This is a genomic window from Pseudacidovorax sp. 1753 (assembly GCF_040544975.1).
Classification (GTDB): Bacteria; Pseudomonadota; Gammaproteobacteria; order Burkholderiales; family Burkholderiaceae_C; genus Xenophilus.
The window spans coordinates 167,710-193,802 of record NZ_JBEPKY010000011.1 but is presented as its reverse complement, the minus strand read 5'-3'; the positions used below and the strand labels follow the sequence as shown (position 1 = coordinate 193,802).

Annotated in this window: 1 protein-coding gene (running past one end of the window); it reads left to right on the top strand. The window is 71.0% G+C overall.

Translation table 11 applies throughout. The features are described from left to right. The first annotated feature begins 137 nt into the window (after nucleotides 1-137). Nucleotides 138-26,093, top strand: the 5' portion of a protein-coding gene (locus ABIC63_RS15685) for an LEPR-XLL domain-containing protein (protein ID WP_354320431.1). Its footprint extends 21,072 nt past the window's final position; only the first 25,956 of its 47,028 coding nucleotides appear in the window; the start codon lies at nucleotides 138-140; its stop codon lies off the right edge, out of view.

Sequence of the window (26,093 nt, the reverse complement as noted above, 5' to 3'; positions counted from 1 at the left end):
CGATCGCGCACGGGGGCGCTTCGCGCTTGCAGGCGGGCCGATGACGCAACCACAGGGCATGCCGCGGCCAGCCGCGGCGTGATGGCGAGACGGGCCGGCGAGGGGCCCGATCGGAAACGAGAGAGACGGAGAAGATCATGAAGAAGGCACTCAAGAAGACGGTGGCGCGCATGGTGCGGGACGCCTGGCGCCTGGAAGCCCTGGAGCCGCGCGTGCTGCTGTCGGCGGACCCGGTGCTGGGCGTGCTGCCCGTGGTCATGCCGGACGACCAGGGCCATGCCCAGGCCCTGCACGGCGCCTACGACTTCGACGCCGCCGACAGCCAGGCGCCGGCCTCGCCGCTGATCTCGCCCGAGGCCTACCAGGCGCTGGTCGAGCAGCCGCGCCTGACGGCCGTGCCCACCACCTTCTCCGTCGACAGCCAGGTCTTCGACGTCGGCAACCTCGCCAGCCAGGGCTACTTCGACAGCACGCTTGCCGTGGCGGCCAACGAGACGCTGTACGGCTCGGGCTCGCTCAACGTGGCGCTGCTCAACAGCGGCACCGTGAGCCCGGGGCATTCGCCCGGCGTGCAGAACGTGCTGTCGTACACCCAGTCGGCCGGCGGCACGCTGGAGATCCAGCTGGGCGGCAGCGACGCCGGCACCGGCAGCGGCCATTACGACCAGCTCAACGTCAGCCAGCTGGCCACGCTGGACGGCAAGCTCAGCGTCAGCCTGATCGACGGCTTCCGGCCCACCGAGGGGCAGGAGTTCACCTTCCTCACCTACGGCCAGCTCAGTGGCAGCTTCGCCCACGGCACGGGCTTCGTGCAGGCCGACGACGACCTGTACTTCACCATCGAGCAGCGTGCCGGCGACAACGGTGGCGGCGCACTGGTGCTGGTGGCCCACCAGCTCGACGGGGCCGCGGCCTTCCTGGTGGACGCGCTGGCCCAGAGCGCCGCGGGCACCACGGGCACCGACCGCATCGGCGAGTTCCTCAACCATTCCTACTTCGCCGACAACCAGAGCGTGGCCTTCAGCGGCGCGGTGGACCTGGGCCAGGGCCTGAGCCTGTCCGGCGACTTTCAGCTGGGCCACACCGCGCATCTGCTGCTGGGCGAGGGCGCCGACCAGGGCTACTACGACGTCTTCACGCTGTCGCTGGCCGGCGGCAGCGGCTACCTGGGCCTGGACGCGACCGACAGCCAGGCGCCCGGCCTCGCGTTCAGCGGCGCCGACGTGGGCATCGTCTTCATCGCCGCCACCGACGGCAGCGACCGCGGCTGGGTGATGGCGCAGGGCCAGGCCAGCGGCGCCAGCCTGCAGGGCGTGGCCATGCAGCTGGACGCGACGCAGCTCACGCTGGAATTCAGCCTGGGGCTGGGCGCCGGCAACAGCGGCAGCCTGGACCTGCACAACACGCCGCTGCACATCACCGACGCGCAGCAGCAGGTGCTCTACACCTTCGACGGCACGGGCTCGGACAGCAACGCCGCCACCCTCGCCGGCCATGCCAGCCTGACCGTGGCGAGCGACCTGCGGCTGGAAGGCGACATGGGCTTCTCGGTGGCCGACGGCACGCTCCAGGCCGCGGGCCAGGACATCAGCGCGCGGCTGCAGGCCGGCGGCATGGCGGTGGGCATCGACCACGGCGCCTTCGGCCTGGTGGTCGACGGCGACGGGCTGATCGCGCTGGAGGCCTCGGGCCGCGCCTTCCTGCAGGGCGGCGACTTCGCCTCGGTCAGCGCCGACTCGGCCACGCTGCGCTTCAACCAGCAGGCGCAGGCGCTCACCGGCCATTCGCTGGCCTTCGGCGACTTCGCCTACACCTTCTCCGACCTGCCGGGCCACAGCGCGGCCACGGTGGGCATCTACGGCCTGCAGGCCGTGGTGGGCGGCAGCATCGCCATCCACGGCGACTTCTTCTTCCAGCCCGGGGCCGACGGCGCCATGGCCATCGTGGCCAGCAAGGCCTCGGTCGCGCTGCGCAGCGGCGCCTTCGATGCCGGCGTGACCGATGCCGACGTGGGCCTGCTCGTGCTGGCCGGCGGTGGCGGCACCGTGCTGGAGGCCACCGGCGGCATCGACGTCGCCCTGGGCGCGGACGTGACCCTGGCCGCGGCCGTGGCCAGCGTGCGCTGGAACAGCACCGCCGCCGACGCCAGCGGCACCGTGGTCGACGCCGCGGGCGGCAGCCACACCTTCGGCGACGGCCTGCTGGCCGGCGTGCAGGAAGTGGCCGTCAGCCAGGGCCTGCTCGAAGTCGCCGGCTTCTTCAGTGCCACCGGCGACTTCGCGCTGCACAAGGGCACGGCGCAGATCGTGCTGGCCGGCGATCCCGACACCCCGGTGCTGGCCGACGTGCTCACCCTGGGCGCCAGCCACCTGGACGCCAGCGCCGGCCTGCTGGGCACCGCCTTCGGCCTGCAGATGACGGGCGTGGAGTTCGCGCTCGCCCTCATGAGTGCCCGCAGCGATGCGAGCCGCACCTGGACCGGCCTCAAGGCCTCGGCCGAGACCGTCTCGCTGCAGGGCGTGCCGGGCGTCTCGGCCAGCGGCAGCCAGTTCGGCATCACCATCAACCGCGCCGGCCGGGCCGGCGACCCCGTGGCCGACCTGGCCCGCAGTCCGCTGCGCGTGGCCACCGGCGCCGACGGCGGCGAGATCGTGCTCGACATGGACGGCGCCGCCGGCGAGCTGCTGCATGCGCAGGGCACGCTGGACCTGTCGCTCTTCGGCTTCGTGCAGGCGCAGGGCACCGTCTCGGTGGACCGGCGCAGCGAATCGGTGGTGCTGGCCGACGGCAGCGTGGTCGATGCGCAGCTGCTGGCCATCGGCCTGCAGGACGCGGGCGGCCATGTGGGCATCGGCGGCGTGGGCTTCGACCTGGCCGGCGCCGACCTGGGCCTGGCGCTGCTGGCCGACTCGGCCGATGCCAGCCGCACCTGGGTCAGCGCCCAGGCCACGCTGGGCACGGCCAGCCTGAGCGGCATCGATGGCCTGTCGCTGTCCGGCAGCGACCTGGGCCTGACGATCAACCAGGCCGGCCGCCAGGGCGACGCCGTGGTGGACTACCTGGCCTATGGCCTGACGGTGGGCGAGGGCGCCGATGCCGTGGCGCTGGACATGGACGGGCGCGACGGCACCCTGCTGCAGGTCAGCGGTCATCTCGACCTGCAGGCCTTCGGCTTCTTCAGCGCCGAGGGCGACTTCGCCCTGCGCAAGAGCAGCCAGACCGTGGTGCTGGCCGACGTGGCCGCCACGGCCGACGTGGACGAATCGGCCACGCCGGTGCAGGTGGACATGCTCAGCCTGGGCGGCCGCGGCATCGCCGCCTTCGCGGGTGTGCGCGACGGCCAGACCGACGCCTTCGGCCTGCGCCTGTCGGACGTGGACTTCGCGCTGGCGCTGCTGAGCGAGGCGGGCGCCGGCGCGCAGGCGCGCCACTGGAGCAGCCTGCAGGCCCGTGTGGGCGAGGCCGCCTGGGTGGGCATCGACGGCTTCGCGCTGTCCGGCAGCGGGCTGTCCATCGAGATCAACCGCGCCGCCGCCGACGGCAGCCTGGTGGACTACGCCAGCGGCCGCACCCAGCTGGCCGTGCCCGTGGCCACCGGCACCACGGTGGCCCTGGCCATGGACGGCAGCGAAGGCGAACTGCTGCGCGCCAGTGGCCACCTGCGCGTGGACGCCTTCGGCTTCCTGCAGCTCGAAGGCGCCTTCGCCCTGGCCAAGTCCACCCAGACGCTCACGCTGGCCGACCACAGCCAGGTGCGGGCCGACCTGCTCACCCTGGGTGGGCACGACCTGCAGGCCTTCGCCGGCACCGGCGGCGGCACCGCCCAGGCGCTGGGGCTGCAGCTGTCGGGCGTGGACTTCGCGCTGGCCCTGTCCACCGAGCAGGTGGCGGCCGGCCAGCCGGCACGCAGCTGGACCAGCCTGCAGGCCCGCGCCGACGGTGCCGCGCTCACCGGCGTGGACGGACTCGTGGCCGCCGGCGAGGACCTGCGCCTGGCCATCAACCGCGCCTCCTCCGGCCCGGTGGTCGACTTCTCCGCCGGCGCCACGGCACTCGCGCTCGACACCGGCGCCGGCCGCCTGGCCTTCGACATGGACGGCGCCGAGGGCGCCATCACCCGCGCCGCCGGCACGCTGCGGCTGGACGCCTTCGGTTTCTTCCAGGGCAGCGGCAGCTTCGCGCTGGAGAGCTACGACACGACCTTGCACACGGCCGACCTGGCCGGCACCGCCGCCGACGAGTCGGGCGATGTGCAGGTGCGCCTGCTGACGCTGGGCGCGCACGACCTGGAGGCCTTCGCTGGCGTCGGCGACACCGGCTTCGGCCTGTCGGGCGTGGACCTGGCGCTGGCCCTGGCCACCGAGAAGACCGCCACCGGCCAGAGCGCACCGGCGCGCCAGTGGAGCGTGCTGCAGGCCAGTGCGGGCACGGCCGGCTTCACCGGGCTCGACGGCTTCAGCGCCAGCGGGCAGGACCTGTCCGTGGCCATCAACCGCGCCGCCGCCGACGGCGTGGTGCTGGACTTCTCGGGCAGCCACGGCCTGGCCGTGGACACCGGCGCCGACACCGAATTCACCCTGGCCCTGGACGGCAGCGAAGGCGCCGTCACCCGCGCTGCGGGCCACCTCACCCTCGACCTCTTCGGCTTCGTGCAACTCGAAGGCGACTTCGCCTTCAACCGCAGCAGCGGCACCGTCACCCTGGCCGACGAGGACCACACCCAGGTCGACGTCGACCTGCTCACCGTGGGCGCGGCCCATGCGCGCGGCTTTGCCGGCCTGGCCGGCGGCAGCAGCGACGCCATCGGCCTGCGCTTCGACGACGTCGGCTTCGGCCTGGTGCTGGCCACCGAGCAGCTGCAGGCGGCGGGCGGCACGGCCCGCCACTGGAGCGCACTGGAGGCCAGCGCCGGCAGCGCCGCCTTCATCGGCGTCGACGGGCTGGTGGCCACCGTCAGCCAGGTCGAACTGCGCATCAACCGCGCCGACGCCGATGGCGTGGTAGTCGACTGGGCGGCGCAGCCGCTGCCCGTGGCCACCGGCCCCGGCAGCACGCGCACGCTGGACTTCGCCGGCAGCGCCGGCGAGCTGCTCGAAGCCGCGGCCCACATCGAACTCAACGTCTTCGACTTCTTCGCCGTCGAAGGCGACTTCGCGCTGCAGAGCAAGCGCCAGGACCTGACCCTGTCCGACGGCAGCGTCATCCATGCCGACACGCTCACGCTGGGCGGCGCCGGCCTGTCCGCCTTCGCCGGCCTGCATGGCGGCAGCGACGACGCGCTGGGCCTGCGGCTGGGCCAGGCCGACTTCGGCCTGCTGCTGGCCACCGACCGCGATGCGCCGGCCCGCCACTTCACCAGCCTGCAGGCCAGCGCCGAGCTGGCCGACTTCGTGGGGCTCGACGGCGTGACCATCGCCGGCTCCGACCTGCAGGTGCAGATCAACCGCGGCATGCCCATCCCCGCGGTCGATGCCGGCACCGAGACGCAGAACGCGCAGTGGCACCTGCAACTGGCCGCCGGCACCGCCGGCACGCTGGACCTGGACTACGGCGGCCACCAGGCGCAGCTCGCGCTGGACGGCCGCGAAAGCAGCAGCGCCCTCATCGCCCTGCTCACCGGCGCGCTCGAAGGGCTCACGGGCATCGGCCAGGGCAACGTGAAGGTCAGCGGCTCACGGGCCGAAGGCTTCACCATCGAACTCGTCGGCGCCCTGGCGGGGGCCGAGGCCCAGGCGTTGACGGTGCAGGCCCATGCCGCGCCGGTCACGGTCACGGTGGGCACCGCGGCCGAGGCCACGGCCGGCGCCAGCGAGGTCAAGCAGATCGTCATCGAGGCCGAGCGCGTGCCCGCGCCGCCGGTCGGCATCGGCATCGCGCAGGTGGTGGCGGCCACCGCCGGGGCCGACGAGGTCAAGCAGCTGCTCTTCACCACGCCCTACTCGTCGCGGGGCACCTACACCCTCGAAATCGACGGCGTCGCCGGCTCGCGCACGCTGACCTTCGTGGGCAACGACGTCACCAACAACGCGCGCTACATCCACGATGCGCTGGTCGGCCTGCTGGGCGCCGCCGACGGCGACGTGCAGGTGCGCTTCGACACCCAGAGCCAGGGCGGCCACCGCTACAACATCCGCTTCCTCGGCGCACTGGCCGGCACCGACATCGGCGACCTGATCGTCACCGAGGCCATGTCGGGCGACGTGGTGCCGCTGAACATCCGCCAGGGTGGCGGCGGCACGGGCGAGGTGCAGCGCATCGCCGTCGACACCGCGGCCACCGGCCACTACACGCTGTCGCTGGCCTTCGGCGACCGCACCTACACCACCGCGGCGCTGGCCTTCGACGCCGATGCGCAGGCGGTGGAGGCCGCCCTCAACGCCGCCTTCGCCGCCATCGGCGGCGAGGTGAGCGTCAGCACCACGGCCGGCGGCGCGCTGCTGGTGCAGTTCGGCGGCGTCTTCGTCGGCCAGGACGTGGCGACCCTGCGCAGCCAGGTGAGCGTGGACGAGACGCGCCCCTCGGGCAGCTTCACCATCGAATACGCCGGCGTGCGCACCGGCCCCATCGCCTACAGCGACGACCCGGCCACCCAGGCCGCGGCCATCGAGGCCGCGCTGCTCGCCCTGGACGCCTTCGCGCCCGGCGACCTGCATGTGGCCTACAACGCCAATGCCTCGGGCAGCCGCTTCGCCAGCTACGACGTGGTCTTCACCGGCGCCCGCGCCGACCAGGACATCGGCGACTTCACCACGCATTTCGGCGACCTGGACCATGCCAGCGCCGCGCCCTTCAACCTCGTGCAGGGCCATGCCGCGGGCGCCGAGTCGCAGCGCGTGCATTTCGACACCCAGGCGACCAGCGGCGGCTTCACGCTGTCCTTCAGCCACGGCGGCCAGACCTGGACCACCGGGCCGCTGGCCTTCGACAGCAGCCGCGCCGAGATCAATGCGGCGCTGGCTGCGGCCTTCGGTGCCCACATCGACGGTGCCCTGATCGAGGCCACCTTCTGGAACGGGCAGGACTTGGTGGTGCGCTTCGGCGGCAGCCTGGCCGGCGAGGACGTCGCGGCGCTGCAGGTGCAGGCCACGGCCGAGGTGCAGCAGCCCGTGCTGTCGCAGTTGCAGGACGGCTTCACCCACCATATGCCGGCCGAGCCGGCCGGCACGCTGGTCATCGACTTCGCGGCGCAGTCCGTGGACGTGGCCACGGGGCCCGGCGGCCAGGCCATGACCCTGGACATGGACGGTGCGCTGGGCGAGCTCACCCGCGTGCGGGGCCACCTGGAGGTGGACCTGTACGGCTTTTTCCAGGTCGGCGGCGACTTCGCCATCGACCGCAGCAGCAGCCAGGTGACGCTGGCCGACGGCAGCGATGTGGCCGTCGACCTGCTCACCCTGGGCGCGCATGACGCCCACGCCTTCGCCGGCCTGGACGGCGGGCGTGCCGACGACCGCACCGGGCTGGTGCTGGACGGCGTGGACTTCGCGCTGGCGCTCGTCACCGACAAGCTGGACGCCGAGCGCCACTGGACCAGCCTGCAGGCCACCGCGGCCCAGGCCGAATGGGTGGGCACCGATGGCCTGACCCTCGCCGCCACCGGCATCAGCGTGGCCATCAACCAGGCCAGCCGCGACGGCGACGCCGTGGTGGACTACGGCGACGGCGCCACGGCGTTGAGCATCGCCACGGGACCGGCGACCGAACTGGCGCTGGCGCTCGATGGCGACCAGGGTGAACTGCTGCAGGCCAGCGGCCACCTCACCGTCGACGTGTTCGGCTTCTTCCGCGTCGAAGGCGATTTCGCGATCGAGAAGAGCAGCGCCGAAGTCACGCTGGCGAAGGCCAAGAACCAGACCGAAGCGGAGAAGGTCGAGGTCGACTTGCTGACCATCGGCGGCAGCGGCATCGATGCCTTTGCCGGCGTCAACGGTGGCACGTCCAGCGCGATGGGCCTGGAACTGACCGGCGTCGAATTCGGCCTGGCGCTGATGAGCCAGCAGATGGCGGCAGGCAGCACCACGCCTGCGCGGACGTGGACGAGCCTGCAGGCGACGGCCACGAGCGCCGAGTTCAAGGGCGTGGACGGCCTGGAACTCTCTGCCGGCGCCATCGCTGTGGCGGTGAACCAGGCCGGCAAGGCCGGCGACCAGGTGGTCGACTACGGCACTGGCAAGACCGAACTGACAGTCGGCACCGGAACCGGCAGCGACCTCGAACTGACGCTGGACGGCAGCAAGGGCGAGTTGCTTCAGGCAAGCGGTCACCTGACCGTCGACGTCTTCGGTTTCTTCCGTGCGGAGGGCGACTTCGCCATCGAGAAGAGTTCGGCGGAGGTCACGCTGGCGAAGGCCAAGGACCAGGCCGAAGCGGAGAAGGTCGAGGTCGACCTGCTCACGATTGGCGGCACGGGCGTCGACGCATTTGCCGGCATCAATGGCGGCACCAGTAGCGCGATGGGACTGGAGCTGACTGGCGTCGAGTTCGGCCTGGCTTTGATGAGCCAGCAGATGGCCGCAGGCAGCACCACGCCCGCACGGACGTGGACGAGCTTGCAGGCAACGGCCACGAGCGCCGAGTTCCAGGGCGTGGACGGCCTGGAGTTGTCCGCGGGCGCCATCGCTGTGGCGGTGAACCAAGCCGGCAAGGCCGGCGACCAAGTGGTCGACTACGGCGCCGGCAAGACCGAATTGAAGGTCGGCACCGGAACCGGCAGCGATCTGGAGCTTGCCCTCGACGGCAGCAAGGGCGAGCTGCTGCAGGCCAGCGGCCACCTGACCGTCGATGTGTTCGGCTTCTTCCGCGTCGATGGCGACTTCGCCATCGAGAAGAGCTCGGCGGAGGTCACGCTGGCGAAGGCCAAGAACCAGACCGAGGCCGAGAAGGTCGAGGTCGATCTGCTGACCATCGGCGGCAGCGGCATCGATGCCTTTGCCGGCGTCAACGGCGGCAAGGCCAACGCCATGGGCCTGGCGCTCACGGACGTCGAGTTCGGCCTGGCCCTGATGAGCCAGCAGATGGCGGCAGGCAGCACCACGCCTGCACGCACCTGGACCAGCCTGCAGGCCTCCGCCGCCTCCGTGGCCTTCGTCGGCCTGGGCGACGACGTGTCCGCTTCCGCCACGGACCTGACGGTGCGCATCAACCGTGCCGGCCTGCAGGGCGACGCCGTGGTCGACTATGCCGACGGCGCCACCGACCTGAAGATCGACGTGGGCGCCGACACGCCGCTGGCGCTGGACATGGCGGGCAGCAAGGGCGAGATGACCCAGGCCGCCGGCCATATCGCGCTGGACATCTTCGGCTTCTTCCGCGTCAGCGGCGACTTCGCGGTCGAGAAGAGCACGGCCGACGTGCAGCTGGCCGCCAAGGGCACGGCCCAGCCCGAGACGGTCGCCGTGGACGTGCTGACCATCGGCGGCGCCGGGGTCGATGCCTTCGCCGGCACGGGCAATGCAGGCCTGCAGTTGCAGGACGTGGACTTCGGCCTGGCGCTGATGACGCAGCAGTCGGTGCCCGGCCGCACCTGGACCACGCTGCAGGCCACCGCCGGCAGCGCCTCGGTGCAGGGTCTGGGCAACCTGCAGCTGGACGCCACCGACACGCGTGTGCTGATCAACCAGGCCGGCCGCGCCGGCGATGCGGTGGTCGACTACGCCAGCGGCGCCACCGAATTGGCCGTGGCCACCGGCGATGGCGACCTCGCCTTCGACATGGCCGGCAACCTGGGCGAGCTGCTGCAGGTCAGCAGCCACCTCAAGCTGGACGTCGACGGCTTCTTCCAGGTCGAAGGCGACTTCGCGATCCAGACCAGCACCCGCACCGTCACCCTGGCCGACGGCACCGAGCAGACGCCCGCGAGCCAGGTGAAGGCGGACGTGCTGACCATCGGCGGCCACGACGTGGATGCCTTCACCGGCCTGCACGGCGGCCAGGCCGATGCGCTGGGCCTGGCGCTGCACCAGGTCACCTTCGGGCTGGCGCTGATGACCGAGGCCGCGCCGGCCCAGGGCAGCGCCGCACGCACCTGGACCAGCCTGCAGGCCACGGCCGGCAGCGCAGGCATGGTGGGCACGGGCGATCTCACGCTCACGGCCTCGGACGTGGCCGTCGCCATCAACAAGGCCGGCACCCCGGGCGGCGCCGTGGTCGACTACGCGGCAGGCGCGACCCAGCTGGCGGTGGTCACCGGCAGCGGCACCGACCTGCAGCTGAGCATGGACGGCGCCGACGGCGCGCTGCTGCAGGCCAGCGCCCACCTGGTGGTGGACCTGTACGGCTTCGTGCAGGTCGAGGGCGACTTCGCCATCGAGACCCGCACGGCCGAGGTGCGCCTGCAGGACCTGGCCTCCACGCCCGACGTGGACGAGGGCGCCCAGCCCGTGGCCGTGGACCTGCTGGCCATCGGCGCCCACAACGTGCATGCCTTCGCCGGCGTCAACGGCGGCACCAGCGACGCGCTGGGCATCGAACTCGACGGCGTGGACCTGGCCATCGCCCTGATGACCAGCCAGGCCGACCCGGCCCGCCGCTGGACCGCCGTGCAGGCCAGTGCCGATCAGGCGGCCTTCGTCGGCATCGACGCCATCACCCTGGCGGCGACCGATGTGGGCATCGCCATCAACCGCGCCTCGGGCACCGGCCAGCCGGTGGTGGACTTCGCCCACATGGCCGAGCCGCTCACGGTGAACCTGGGCGGCGGCGAATCGCTGGCCTTCGACCTGGACGGCCAGAGCGGCAGCACCACGGCCGTGAACATCGGCCGCGCCACGCTCGCCATCTCCGACTACATCTACATCAGCGGCGGCTTCCACCTGGAGCAACTGGCCACCACGCATGTGGACGTGGTCACGGGCCTGGCCGCCAACGGCGCCGGCCTGTCGCCCGCGCTGCGTGCCAGCCTGGCCAAGGTGCAGGGCCTGTCGGCCGACGACCGGCTGATCGACGACCTGGAAGTCTCGGCGCTGCTGCTCAGCGGCACCGACCTGGAGATCTTCGCGGGCCTGGGCCCGTACTTCATCGACAGCAACGGCAACGGCATCCGCGATGCCGGCGAGGCGCAGAACCCCGACGCCTTCGGCGTCAAGCTCGACGGCATCGATGTCGGGCTGGTGATGTTCGACTCCACTCTGGCGGCCGACCCGGACTCGGTCATCCCCGACCTGTATGCGCTCAAGGTGAGCTGGGGCCAGGGCATCGACATCGACCTGGGCGGCATCTTCAAGTTCCAGACCCAGGGCCTGACCATCGACGTCAACCAGGGCGGCCAGTGGGCCGGCCAGCCCGCGGGCAGCGTGGCGCCCTACGTCGACTTCGCCAGCGGCTTCGAGGGCGGCCTGAAGGTGCCCACGGCCACCGGCACGCCCATCGTGCTGGACTACGACCGCGCCACCATCGCCGTCAGCCTGGCCCATGCGCTGCTGAACATCGGCGACTTCTTCCAGATCGAAGGCAGCTTCGCCTTCGAGCGCACCACCACGCAGGTGGACGTGGCCACGGGCCTGTCGGCCGCCGACAGCTTCGGCGCCCTGGGCACCGACCTGGCGCGCTTCAAGGCGGCCGGGCTGCTGTCGGCCGACAACAGCCGCTTCACGCACCTGGCGGTGGACAGCATCACCATCGGCGCCGCCGATGTGCGCATCACCATCGGCGACCCGGACGACCCGTTCTTCACGCTCGACCACATCGACGTGGCCTTCGCCACCTTCCGTGCCAGCAAGAGCGTGGACGCCAACGGCGTGATCCCGCTCATGTACGCCATGAAGGCGTCGTGGGCCAACCCGCTGGACGTGGACTGGGGCTTCATGCAGCTGCAGGTGCAGGACCTGCAGGTGCAGCTCAACCAGGGCTCCAGCTGGCGCGGCCTCACGGTCTCGCCCACCGTGGACTTCGTCTCCAGCTTCGGCACGCAGGGCATGCGCGTGGCCACCGGCGGCGACGACGTGTACCTGGACTTCCGGCAGGCCTACTTCGGCGTCGAGGTCGGCCATGCGTTGATCGCCATCGGCGACTTCTTCCACATCGAGGGCGGCTTCTCGCTGGGCAAGGGCAAGGGCGTGGCGGTGGACATCGTCACCGGCTTCGGCGCCTATGACCCCACGGCCGCCGCGGCCGTGGGCACCCTCGCCACCCCGGGCCACTACGACCGGATCGAGAACTACGCCATGAACATGGTCACGATCGGCCTGTCCGACGTGAAGCTGTTCGTGGGCGCGGGCCCCTACTTCGTGGACGAGGACGGCGACGGCGTCATCGACGCCACGCGCGACCCCGACGCCGTGGGCCTGGTGGTGGACAACCTCGACCTGGGCATGGCGATCTTCACCGACCCCCAGCACAAGGTCGGCCGCCTGTGGTCGCTGGAGGCCAGCGTCGACCAGATCGCCTTCGTGGGCCTGGACTTCCTCACGCTCAGCGCCGAAGGCGCCGAGGTGCGCGCCAACCAGGGCACCGCCTGGTCGGGTACGCAGATCCGGCCCTTCGTCGACTACCTCTCCAGCTTCGGCAGCGACGGGCTGGAGGTGCGCACCGGCGGCACGCCGGTGGCGCTGAAGTTCAGCACCAGCTACATCGGCGTGGACGTGGCGCGTGCCACCCTCACGCTGGAGAACTTCATCCACATCCAGGGCGGCTTCAGCTTCGAGCAGGGCCGCCGCGAGCGCTTCTCGGTCGACACCGGCGCCACCGCGGGCAACCTGCCGCTGTCGGCCGCGCTGCTGGCCGCGGGCGCCGCGGGGGCGCAGGTGTCCGAGGACCTCGGCCGGATCGACGGCGTCGAGTTCCAGCTGATGACCATCGGACTCAGCGACGTCGATGTCTTCATCGGCTACGGCAATCCCGACTTCGACAGCACCGTGCCCCTGCGCGAGCAGAGCGACCTGTTCGGCCTGGCCCTCTCCAACGTCGACCTCGCCCTGGCCATCCTCACGCCCACCGGCGCACTGGCCAAGCTGCTGCCCAAGTTCACGGCCCTGAACGGTTCGGCCGACGAGTTCGTCGTCGCCGGCGGTGAGGGCCTGTTCGAGCTGTCCAGCGGCCGCATCGAGCTGCAGATGAACTGGAGCGACGGCTGGAAGGCCGATCCGAAGGTGCATGCCTCCATCGACTTCTCCGAGGCCACCGGCCGGCCGCTGCAGGTGCGCGCGGGCGACCAGCTGCTGACCATCGACTTCGCGGCCGGCGCCTTCATCCAGGCGCAGGTGCAGGGCGCGCTGCTGGCGGTCTCGGAGTTCGTCTACTTCCGCGGCGATTTCGCCTTCCGCATGGGCTCGGCCACCGACCTCACGGTCAAGACCGTGCTGGGCGCCACCACCGTCAAGGCCAATGCCATCGAGTTCGGCGCGAACAACGTGCAGGCCTTCGTGGGCATCAACGGCCCCTACCGGCAGGACAGCAACGGCGACGGCGTGGTCGACAGCCTGGACCCGGTCAACGACGAGGCCATCGGCCTGGTGATCGACGACTTCGACCTGGGCATGACGGTGCTGACCACCCAGTTCGACGCCCTCAACCCGCTGGTGCCCGCCAACACCAAGTTCGTCGGCCTGAAGGGCCATGGCGAGCAGATCGGCTTCGTCGGCTTCGGCAGCGACTTCATCCAGTTCAACCTGCAGGACATCGAGGTGGCGGTCAACGCCAGCAGCCGGCAGGACCTGGTGGCCGACTTCACCAACGGCGGCACCCGCGAAGGCCTGGCCATCGCCACCGGCGGCGAGCCCGTGGTGCTGGACTTCAGCAATGCGCTCATCGAGGCCACGGTGGCGCACGCCACCGCCTCCGTCGCCGGCATCCTGTCGCTGCAGGGGGGCTTCACCTTCCAGAAGCGGACCGTGGAGGACGTGGAGTTCCACCTGCCCGGCGGCAAGCTGACCACCTCGGCCGAGGCGCTGGTGGTGGCGGGCAAGGACATCTACGCCTTCGCCGGCATCAACGGCCCCTACCGCCGCGACACCAACGGCGACGGCGTCATCGACGACCAGGACCCGCCCAACGACGACGCCATCGGCCTGGCCATCGACGACCTGGACTTTGCGCTGGCGATGATGACGCCCACGCTGGCGGCCGGCGTGCCGCTGCCGGGCAAGTTCTTCGGCCTGTCGGCCACCGCCGGCATGGCCGGCATCGTCGGCACCGATCCCTTCCTCACGCTCAACGCCACGGACCTGCTGCTGTCCTTCAACGGCGCCTTCCTGGGCTCCGCACCGGTGCCCGGCGCCTATGTGGACTTCAGCGCCATCGACGGCGGCCAGGGCCTGCAGATCCCCATCGGCACCCAGGGCGAGCACCTCACGCTCGACTTCGACAGCAACTCGCTGGGCATCGGCATGCAGGCGCACCTGGGCCTGTTCGACCTGATCGACATCGACGGCGGCTTCCACTTCGAGTTCGAGCTGCCCGACACCAGCCACCTGTTCCCGTCGATCAAGCTCTCGGGACTGGGCGACCTGCTGCCCAAGTTCTCGCCCGACCTGGACTTCCTCAAGGGCGCGCTCGACTTCGTGCGCGACATCGACCTGTCCATCGGCTTCGATCCGAACCTGGGTCTGACGCTCTTCGGCTCGTTGTCGTTGCCCGACCTGTCGCTGGACCTGGGCGACTTCGTGCACCTGCGCGGCGACTTCCAGCTCAACATCGGCGGGACCTTCACCGGCACCCTCTACACCGGCCTGCCCTCCGAGGTGTCGCTCATCGAGACGCTGCTGGGTGACCAGGCGCAGTCCATCCTGGGCGCGCTGAAGGCGCTGGGCGGCGTGGCGGACGACTATTCGACCATCCAGGACGTCAGCTTCAAGGGCCTGAGCTTCGGCGCGAGCAACGTCTATGCCTTCGTCGGCCTGGGCAACCCGGACTACGAGGAGGTGCCGGGCGGCAACGGCAAGCTGCAGATCGCCAACGGCGACGATCTCTTCGGCTTCAGCATGGAAGGCCTGGACGTGGGCCTGACCATGTTCAAGGCCCAGCTGCCGAGCGTGTTCAAGGCGCAGGATTTCTTCTCGCTCTATGCGCATGCCGACAGCGCCCGCACCTACGGTATGGGCGACGTGCTCAAGGTGCGCGCCGAAGACCTCACCATCGAGCTCAACCGCGGCGGCGAGATGTTCGGCGGCCTGCTGCACGGCACGGCCGACTTCGTGGACAGCTTCCCGGCCGACGACCAGGCGGGCCGGCCCGCCGGCTTCGAGGTGCGCACCGGCGGCACGCCGGTCTACATGCAGCAGCGCGGCACGCAGCTCATGGGCCTGGACATCGGCTATGCCGAGATCCAGGTGTCGCAGTTCCTGAGCCTCAGCGGCTCGCTGGCCTTCCGCAAGGGCGAGCGCATCGTCGGCGCCCAGGTCGACCTGGGCGGGCTGCAGACGCTGGTCAACCAGGCCACCGGCAACACCGGCACGCACCTGGCCATGGACATGGAGACGCTCACCCTGGGCGGCTACAACCTGCAGGGCTTTGCTGGCGTGGGTGGCCCCTACCGCTACGACAGTGCCACCGACGACAACGACCGCATCGACAACGACGACCCCATCAACGACGGCGCGGTCGGCGTGGCCATCGGCAACGTGGACTTCGGCCTGGTGATCGCCAAGCCCGCGCTGCTCACCAGCATCCCGGGGCTGGAGGCCGCCTCCCCGTACTTCCTGACGCTCAAGGCCGACGTCGGTTATGCCGGCCTGGTCGGCGTGGACCCGGACATCCTGGCCGTGCAGGCGCAGGACGTGTCGGTCAACATCAACACCTTCGTCCTCACCAACGACCCGACGGGCAACCTCAACCCGCTGCTGCAGCTCTTCGGGCCGCCCTCCATCGACTGGGCAGCGACCTACGACAAGTCGCCCGAGGACAAGAACAACAACGGCGTGCTGGACGCCGGCGAGGACCTCGACGGCAACGGCAAGCTCGCCACCCGCGGCTATGCGCTGCCGGCCGGCGGCGACCATGCGGTCATCATCGACTTCGACCAGGAGATCATCCAGGCCGCCATCGGCTACGCGCAGATCAACGTGGCCGGCTTCCTGCAGCTGTCGGCCTCGATGGCGCTGACCAAGAAGGGCTCCGAGACCGTCACCCTCAACAACGGGCAGCAGACGCAGGTGACCAGCCTGGCCATCGGCATCAACGACGCCTACGGCTTCATCGGCGTGGGCGGCTACTGGCGCGACAGCAACGGCGACGGCCGCATCGACGAGAACGACACGCCCAATGACAGCGCCGTCGGCCTGGCCGTCAAGAACCTGGACCTGGGCCTCGTGGTGGCCAAGGAGCTGGTGATCGGCCTGAACTCGGTGGACGTGGGCGTGTACCTGGCCGGCCGGGCCAGCGTGGACTACATCGGCCTGGTGGGCGTGCCCGGCGCCGAGATCAACGCCGAGGGCATGGTCATCGAGATCAACACCGGCGTGCGCGCCTCGGTGGGCCTCGGCCATGTGGTGCGCGACGCGGCCTCGGGTGCCGTGTCCTTCGATCCGGACCTGAGCCTGTCCTTCAGCTTCACCACCATCGACTTCAGCAAGTCGACCTGGCTGGACTCGAACGGTGCCTCGCACCAGGGCTACGGCATTCCCACGGGCAATGCCGACGAGCCGGTGGTGCTCATGTACAACGAGCAGCTGCTGCGCGTCTTCGGCGAGGCGCAGCTCAAGCTCTTCGGCCTGGTCAGCATGACCGGCGTGCTGGACTTCCGCTTCAGCGAGAGCGAAGGCCTGACGGCCTTTGCCGACGTCACCGTCTCCATCGGGCCCGAGGGCCTGAACCTCAGCCGCCACGGCACCGGCCTGGTGGTGGTGCGCGGCGGCAGCGATCCGGGCGTGGCCCTGCGCCTTTCGCTGGACGCCGACCTGGCCATCGGCTCGGTGGTGCAGATCCATGCCGACCTGGACCTGTCGCTCAACACCTTCGGCCGCGACGTGGTCTACGTGGTGCCCGAGCAGTTCCGCGACAAGGTGGACTTCGACACCTTCACCATCGGCGCCGCGCCTCCGGGCAAGCCCGACTGGGTGGGCGTGTACGCGGCCGTGGTGGGCCACGGCACGCTGGACCTGCTGGACGGCGCGCTCACCCTCCAGGGCGACTTCAGCGTCATCGTCGCCGAGATCGACGGCGCGGTGCGCGCCGAGCTGGGCGCCACCGCCACGCTGGATCTGCCGCTGCTGGAGCCGCTGTCGGTCACCGGCACGCTGGGCATCGTGGTCGATGGCGGCAACACCGGCATCTACGGCGCCTTCGAGGTGGGCGGCAGCGGTGCCGACTCCATCATCATCGACGGCGGCGGCGTGTTCACTGTCTCCGGCCGCTTCCTGCTGCAGATCAACACCACCGCCGCCAAGCAGGAGGTGCGCACGCTGGCGGTGGACGCCGCCGGCAATCCCCTGGGCACCGTGTGGCTCGATCCGCAGATGCTGCGCATCTCGGGCTCGGGCGCCGTGGCCGTGGGCCCGGTGGAGATGACCGGCGCCATCGACCTGCTGATCGACAAGCGCGGCGTGCAGGCCGCGCTGGACGTGGCGCTGGAGCTGGGCGGCTTCGGCCGCGTGGCCGTGGGCGGCTCGGCCGCCTTCCTGATGGACGGCGATGCGCCCGTCTTCGCGCTCAACATCCACACCCACGTCAACATGGGCGTGGACATCATCGGCATCAGCGCCGATGCGGACATCCGCATCAACACCGGCCACAGCGACTACACCGACCTGCACGGCAACGTGATCAAGGCCAACACGCTGTTCGACATGCAGATGAAGGGCGAGCTCAGCCTCTTCCTCTTCGATGTCGACTTCAAGGGCGGCATCAGCGTGATCGACAACGTGTTCAAGCTGTCCTTCGACGGCAGCCTGAACTTCTTCAACGCGCTGACCATCGACGTGGGTGGCTATGTGGATTCCGAGGGCAACTTCGAGATCCGCGGCAAGGCCGAGATCGACATCTGGCTGGGCCCGCTGCACCTCAACGCGGGGGCCTCGCTGGTGCTGTCGAGCCAGCCGCGCTTCGCGGCGGCGGTGTGGGGCTCGCTGGACTTCGAGATCGACCTGGGCCTGTTCTCCATCGACATCACGCTGGCGGGCTTCCGCGGCGAGATCGACATCAACGCCGCCAGCGCCTACCTGGCCGCGCGGGTGACGGTGATGGGCATCACCGTCTCGGGCAGCTTCAAGTGGTCGTGGGCCGATCCGCCGCAGATCGCCCACCAGGTGGGCGACACGCTCTACCTGAACATGGGCGACGCCTCGGGCCGCTACGGCGACACGGTGTACGACGACATCACCAACGAGTCCTACTCGATCGAGCAGGAGCGCGGCAGCGACACCGTGGTGGTGCATTCGCTGGGCGAGACGGCCAGCTTCACCGGCGTCAACCGCATCGTGGGCGTGGGCGGCAAGGGCAACGACTCGGTCTACGTCGGCAAGTACGTCACCGCGGCGCTGGACTTCGACGGCGGCGAGGGCAACGACAGCTTCGTCATCCTCGGCGGTGCCGCGGGCAGCGTGATCCGCGGCGGCGCGGGCGACGACGAATTCCTCAGCGGCGAGGTCAGCGGCCTGCGCTTCGAGGGCGGCGCCGGCAAGGACCGCTTCACCGGCGGCGACGCGGCCGACATCGTGGACATGGGCGAGGGCGTCAACACCATCTCGAGTGGTGGCGGCAACGACGTCATCTACGTGGGCGCGGGCGTCAACACCGTGGACGCGGGTGGCGGCGACGACCTCATCTACGTGAGCGGTGCGGGCACGCTCAACCTCAAGAGCGGCACCGGCACCGACCGCCTGGTGATCTCGCCCTTCTCCAGCACCGGCACGCTGCTGCTGGGCGACCACAGCCTGAAGGTGGCCATCGACGGCGCCGACCGCGTCATCAACTTCGACGACGCCCTGGAGCGCCTGGAGCTCAGCGACACCAGCACCGGCCGCACGGTGCTGAAGATGACCGACGGCGCCAGCTGGGGCCGCACCTCGCTGCACCTGGAGACGGCCGGCATCCTCGACGTGCGCCAGACCGCGCTCTACAAGGCGCCGGATGCCCTGCTGAGCATCAGCGCCGCCGGCATCGACGGCACGCTCGCCACGCAGGTGTCGCAGCTGAACGTGGTCAACCGCGGCACGGCCGGCGCGGCCTATGCCGACATCGTGGTGCGCGAGGCCGACAGCCTGAGCGTGGTGACCGACGGCGATGCAGCCGGCGGCCTGACCACGCCCGCCGGCCGCATCGACCTGCAACTGGGCAGCCACGAGGCGCTGCTGTCGCTGGACGGCGGCCAGATCTCCGCCGGCACCGGCGGCGGCGCCATCGCCATCGTGGCCGACGACGTGGACTTCGCCTCGGGCGACGACCGCGTCAGCGGCACCGGCAGCTTCAGCCTGCGCAGCTTCTCGGCCGACCAGGGCTACCGCGTGGGCGGCGCGGCCCAGGGCACCTATGGCGGCGACTACTCGCTGGGCAACGAGACGGGCTTCATGGAACTCGGCATGCGCGACCTGGCCGCGCTGCGCGACGGCTTCTCGTCCATCGCCATCGGCCACGCCGCGACCGGCGTGCGCATGTACGTGGGCGACGTCGAGGACGCCGTGGTGGGCACGCAGTTCTACTCGGCCCTGCTGCGCGACGACGCCACGCTCATCGCCGACCGCATCACCGTGCAGGGCGACGTGCAGTCCACCGAACGCCTGAGCTTCGCCGGGCGGCTGATGGAGATCCAGCGCCAGAACGTGCGTGCCCCCATGGGCGTGCCCGACGCGGGCATCCACGCCCGCGAGACCGTGCTGCGCCTGACCGAGCAGCTGGTCGTGAGCGGCTGGCTGCGCGCCGACGACCTGCTGGACGTGCAGGTCGTGGGCAGCACCGGCGCCGGCGCGCTGGTGGGCTACGGCACCGAGGTCAACAGCATCACCGCCGACAAGGGCGCCGCCATCGAGACGATGAAGGCGGGCAGCCACCTGTTCCTGGGCGGCTCGGGTTCGGTGGTGATCGCCGCCGGCGTGTGGGCCCATGGCGACGACGTGCAACTGCAGATCGCCGCCGGCGCCTCGCTGCGCGTGCTCGAAGGCGCCACCGTCTCGGCCGAAGGCGCACGCTCCGTCATCGCGCTGAGCGCCACCGGCGCGCTGGGCCTGCTCTCGGGCAGCGCGGTGCTCTCGGGTGCCCGCTTCGGCGCCGACGGCCTTACGCCGGAACTCACCGGCGCGGATGCCAGCGTGTCGATCCAGACAGCCGGCGAGCTGATGCTCGCGGGCTCGCTCACCGCCGCCGGCGCGCTGCACATCGATGCCGGCGCCGTCAGCGATCCGCATGCCGACTACTTCGACACGCTGCCCGGCCGCACGCTCGCCACGCTGGGCGACGCGCAGAAGTTCGCCGCCATCATCGAGGCGCTGAACCGCGGCGACATCCACGTCGACCTGCGACAGCTCTTCGGCGGCGCCGACACGCCGCTGGCCGCGCTGGCCTCGGCCACGGCCCTGGCCAACTACACGCCCTTCGCCGAACTGCCCGACGACGCCAAGGCGGCGCTGGTCGCCTCGCTGGGCTACACCACCTACGAGGACGGCGGCTACTGGAACGCGCAGACGCACAGCTTCCGCACCGCGCTGACCGAAGGCGAGCTGGTGGCCTACCGCAACGCCGACATCGACTGGGGCAGCGCCGGCGCGCCGGCCAAGGACGCCGGCTTCGACCAGCTCACGCTGGCGCAGAAGAAGGCCGTGGCCGCCTCGCTGGGCTATGCCACCTACGACGGGCTGGTGTTCACCCATACCGCACCGGACGGCAGCCTCACCGTGGCCACCGGCTTTACGCAGGGCGTGGCGCACGACTACGACAACGGCCACATCGACTGGGCCGCCGCGGGCGTGCCCGCGCCGGCGGCCGGCACGGCCTTCGACCAGCTCTCGGGCGCGCAGAAGCTGGCGGTGGCCCAGGCCCTGGGCTACACCTTCGACTACTACGCCATGCCCGGCGACCTGTGGAACGGCACGGGCCTGGACGCCACGCCGATCTCGCCGCTGCCCGCGGTGGACGCCGGCTGGAGCGAGCTCACCGCGCTGCAGCGCCAGATCGTGGTGGACTACCTGGAGCACGGCAGCGGCGAGAAGAACTTCTTCAACTACAGCGCCGCACCCGGCAAGAAGGTGCTGACCACCTTCAGCGAAGGCCCTGCCACCGACTACAGCAACGCCAGCATCTACTGGGGCAGCGCGGGCCAGCCCGCGGCCGACGCGGGCTTCGACCAGCTCACCGATGCGCAGAAGAAGGTGGTGGCCCGTGCACTGGGCTACGAGGTGCTCGATGGCCTGCACTTCATCAAGGCCGACGCCGACCGCACCGTGCGCATCGTCGACGGCTTCGCGCAGGGCCAGGCCGCCGACTACAACCTGGACGCCATCGACTGGGGCGGTGCCGCTGCCCCGGCCGCCGGCGCGACCTTCGAGGACCTCGACCCCTCGCAGCGTGCCGTGGTGCTGGACGCCCTGGGCTATGCGCAGGTGGACCGCGAGGTGTTCCACAACGCCGCCACCGGCCGCACCGTGGGCCTGCTGGTCGAAGGCGAGGGCCGCGACTACCGCAATGCCGACATCGTGTGGACGGCGGCCGACGGCCGTGCACTCACCGTGCCGGCGCCCGGCACCACCTTCGACCGCCTGAGCCTGGAGCAGCAGGACGCGGTGCTGCGCCAGCTGGGCTATGCCCGCTGGGACGGCACCGTCTACTACAACGCCAATGCGTCGGCCGATGCGCAGTACCGCCTGAGCTTCGAGGCCGGGGTGGACTACCACGCCGAGACCCTGCAATGGAGCGACGTGGCGCGCCCCGCAGACGGCACGGCCTTCGCCCAGCTTTCAGGCGACCAGCTCTTCCGCATCGTCGACCAGAGCGGCTTCAAGTCCTACGCCGGCACCGTGTACTACAACGCGGCGGCCGTGGACGGCAAGCAGGTCATGACCGGCTTCACCGAGGGCGTGGACTACCGCAACGACACCAGCGGGGCGGCCGGCACCGACCGCTGGGTGGTGCGCGATGGCAGCCATACCTACGTGGTGCAGGCCTACGACGCCAACAACGACGGCGTGGTCGACGAGATCCGCGTGCTGGAGCCCCATCCGCTGCTGGGCCAGCGCGGTTTCGGCTTCCTGCTGACGGGCACCGTCACCACGCTGCAGGACGATGCGGACTTCGTGGTCTCCACCGCCGACGACGTCATCGTGCGCGGCAACATCAACCTGCTGGGCCAGAGCTCGGACCTGGTGCTGCAGTCGGACAGCTGGGTCTACTGGGAAGGCCAGGCCCGCATCAACGGCAGCATCACGCTGGTGGGCGGCATGTCGCTGGACGGCACCGACCTGCACGGCGCCAATGCCGACGGCACCAGCGTCTACGTCAACGCCTCCTCGGTGCTCAACACCACGGCCGCGGGCAGCAGCATCACCGTCATCGGCAGCCGCGACGTCGAACTGCATGGCGCGCTGGTGGCCGGCGGCATCATCGGCAGCAGCGGCATCCAGTGGAGCGGGGCGGACTCTTCCATCCGTGTGCAGGCCGGCGAACAGGTGCTGGTGGACACGGCCCTGCAGGCCACGCGCGCGGTGCAGATCCAGACCACCGGCCTGACCGGCGCGGACGACGATGGCTGGGGCGTGGTCATCGGCAGCGCGGCCGGCCTCAATGCGGCGGGCATCACCAGCGACGGCTCGGGCGGGCTGGTCTCGGTGGACGCCTACGGCGGCATCACCATCGGCGGCAGCATCCTGTCGGGCGGCACGCTGCAGCAGAGCGGCGCGCCGGGCACCGGCGGCGAACGCACGGAGACCATCGACTGGTCGACCGAGGCCTCGCGCGTGGTGCTGCGCTCGGCAGGCCAGCTCTACCTGGGCGCCCAGACCACCGGCGCCTCGGGCGCCACCGTGGAGGTGGGCGCCACCATCCGCGCCAGCGAGAGCGTGGAACTGGCCGGCGGCTACAGCAGCGAAGGCATCGGCGTGCGCATGCCCGGCAGCGCGCGCGTGGCGGTGCACGACGCGGACGGCCGCATCGTGGTGAGCGCCTCGCAGGACGCGCAGCTCGACGGCCTGCTGGTGGCCGGTGGCGAGGTGGTGGACCACTTCGACCCGGCCGGCATGACGCTGGGCAGCACCGTCCACACCTTCGGCGGCGACTCCACCATCAGCATCACGGCGGGCCAGCAGGTGCGCCTGGGCCGCGACCTGATGGCCGGCAGGGCCATCGAGGTGCGTGGCGGCATCGGCGCCGGCACGCCCACCAGCGCCAACCCCTGGGCCGACCAGGGCGTCGTGCTCGGCGGCAACGTGCACCTGAAGACCTGGTCCGAGGACAGCGCGATCACCCTGTCGGCCGCGGGCGACGTCTCGGTGCTCACGCCGGCCTGGACGCAGGAGCTGACGGCGGCGGGCTTTGCCGAGTACGCCGATGGCCACCTGAGCCGCGACGCGAGCCTGGTGCTCACCGTCAAGGATGGCAGCTACCTGCGCAGTGCCACCCTCACCGTGTCGGCGTCGGCCACCGCAGGCAATGCCGGGCTGGCCTCGCTGGTGCAGGACCTGCAGGCGGCCATCGACGCCGCGCCCGAACTGTCGGGCTACGGCCTGACGGTGCGCCTGACCGATGGGCGCCTGATGATCACCGGCGACTACGCCTTCACGCTGGCCGATGCCGGCGGCGGCGCCGGCCTGCTCGGCTTCACGCAGGCCGTGTCGGTCCCGGCCGATTCCGACCGCGGCTGGGCGCTGGACGCCAGCGCCCGCGGCTCGGTGGTCAACCTGGGCCGCGCCAATGCGCCGGGCGGCGAGATCACCATCGCCGGGTCCATCCGCGCCTACGGCGCCATCAACCTCTATGCCGGCACCAACGCCCTGGGCAACCAGACGGTGGAGCTCACCGAGACCGGCCTGCTGGAGACCCTCTCGGGCGGCATGTACCTGGCCCCGGCGGGCAACGCCATCATCCGCGGCGACCTGGTGGCGCGCGGCGCCAATGCCGACATCGTCATCGAGGCGCGCAACACCCTGGAGCTGCGTGGCGACCTGACGGCCCAGCGCGACATCATCGTCAGCGTCGGCAGCCAGGTGCGTGCCGGCGAGCTGAGCCTGGTCACCACCAACTCGGCCCACTTCAACACGCTGGACGCCAACGGCCGCATCCTCTTCAGCGGCGTCAACGACGTCTCCATCAACAGCGCGCTGGGCCGCGACAGCGGCGGCACGGGCCTGGTGCAGATCGTCTCCAGCCAGGGCACGCTGACGCTGCAGCACGAGGCCGGCTGGATCGAGACCGGCGGGCAGATCGTGCTGTCGGGCCGCAACGTGGACCTGGCCGGCACCGTGCGCAGCACGGCGGCCACGCCGGCCACCTACGACTACGAGGTCGACATCGCGGCCGCGCAGGGCGTGCAGCTGCATGCCGACATGCAGCTGGCCGGTTCGCTGCGCGTGGTGGCGGGCGGCAACGTGGCGCTGTACGGCTCGCCCATCACGGCAGGGGCCGCGCGCCAGGGCGTGCTGGTGCAGGCGGCGGGGGACATCGCCGTCGGCTCGGTCGGTGCCGCCAGCGGCGGCGCGGTGATCACGGCCGACCGGCTGCTCGAACTGCGCGCCGGCGGCAGCATCCGTTCGGCCGCCGATGGCCAGCTGGTGACGCTGGCCGCGGCCAGCGTGCTGCGCCTGGACGCGGGCGCACGCATCGAGCTGGCAGGTGAGGCCTATGCCGGCGGCCGTCAGCTGGACGGCGCCGGGGCCCAGATGCAGCTGCGCGCGGCGCTGGACATGGTGATCGCGGCGCACCTCTACGCCAGCGGCAGCCTGCAGGTTCTGGCGGGCACCGACACGGCCGGCAACGGCCTCACGGTGAGCTCGGCCGGCCGGCTGGGCGTGGGCGACGCCGACGGCCAGATCGTGGTCTCGGCCGATGGCGACCTCATCCTGCGCGGCAACGTGGTCGCCGAGGGCGAGGGCGCGGACATCACCCTGAGCTCGCGCTCGCAGGTGGTGGTCTCGGCCCGGGTGCGCGGGGACGACCAGGTGCGCGTCGAAGGCGGCACCGACGCCGCCACGCGCATCGGCGTGCTCATCGACACCCTGGTGCTCGACGCCGACGGCAAGCAGATCTCCGGCGGCGTGCTCGACACCGGCGAGGGCGGCACGGTCACCGTGCGCGCGGCCGACGGCATCACCATCTCGCACGTGATCGGCGAACGCGTGGACGGCAGCAGCCCCACCCGCGCCCACGTGAAGGACGTGGTGATCGCCTCCACCTCCGGCGACGTCAACGTGATGCGCAACATCGAGGTGCAGGAGAGCGTGGCCATCACCGGCGCCAGCATCAACATGACGGCCGGCAGCCATGTCTTCGCCTTCGGCGAGGACTCGTCCATCTACATGCAGGCGCGCACGCGCCTGGTGCTGTCCAGCGCCTCCGCGGCGGGCAGCGACTCGCCCATCGTCAAGGCCGGCTCGCTGGTGCACCTGGCGGCGCCCACGGTGGTCATCAACGGCAACGTGCAGGTCGACCAGGACGCCGAGCATGGCCTGCTGCTGGTCAACGCAGGCACCTCGCTCACGCTGGGCGGCTTTCTGGGCTCCCGGCACGACGTGCACCTCAACGCGGGCGTGGACCTGGGCTGGAGCCGCGAGCGGCTGGAATCCGACATCGCGCGCGCGCAGCTGGCGGGCGGCAACATCCTGGTGCTGGAGCAGGGCAAGGTCAATGCCGAGGGCACGCTGGTCGTGCAGGCCGGCGGCGACGTGGTGCTCAAGTCCGCGCAGCAGCTCAAGGCCGTGCAGGCCGTGGAGGTCACCAGCTACACCACCACCGAGCAGACGGTGGACGTGGTCACCGGCTACCAGCAGGTGGCCGACGGCACCATCCAGGTGCCCGAGGTGAGCTGGCAGACGACGCAGGTCACCGAGCAGGTGGGCACCGAGCTGGTCAAGGTGGGCAGCAGCTATCACACGATGGACGTGACGCTGTCGCAGACCGGCTACTACAACCCCTCCGCCGCGGCCGACCAGCAGTTCCGCGAGTTCTTCATCGAGGGCGTGGACTACTTCAACACGGCCGAGGAGAAGGCGCTGAGCACGCTGCCCAACAAGGCGGCCATCCCGGTG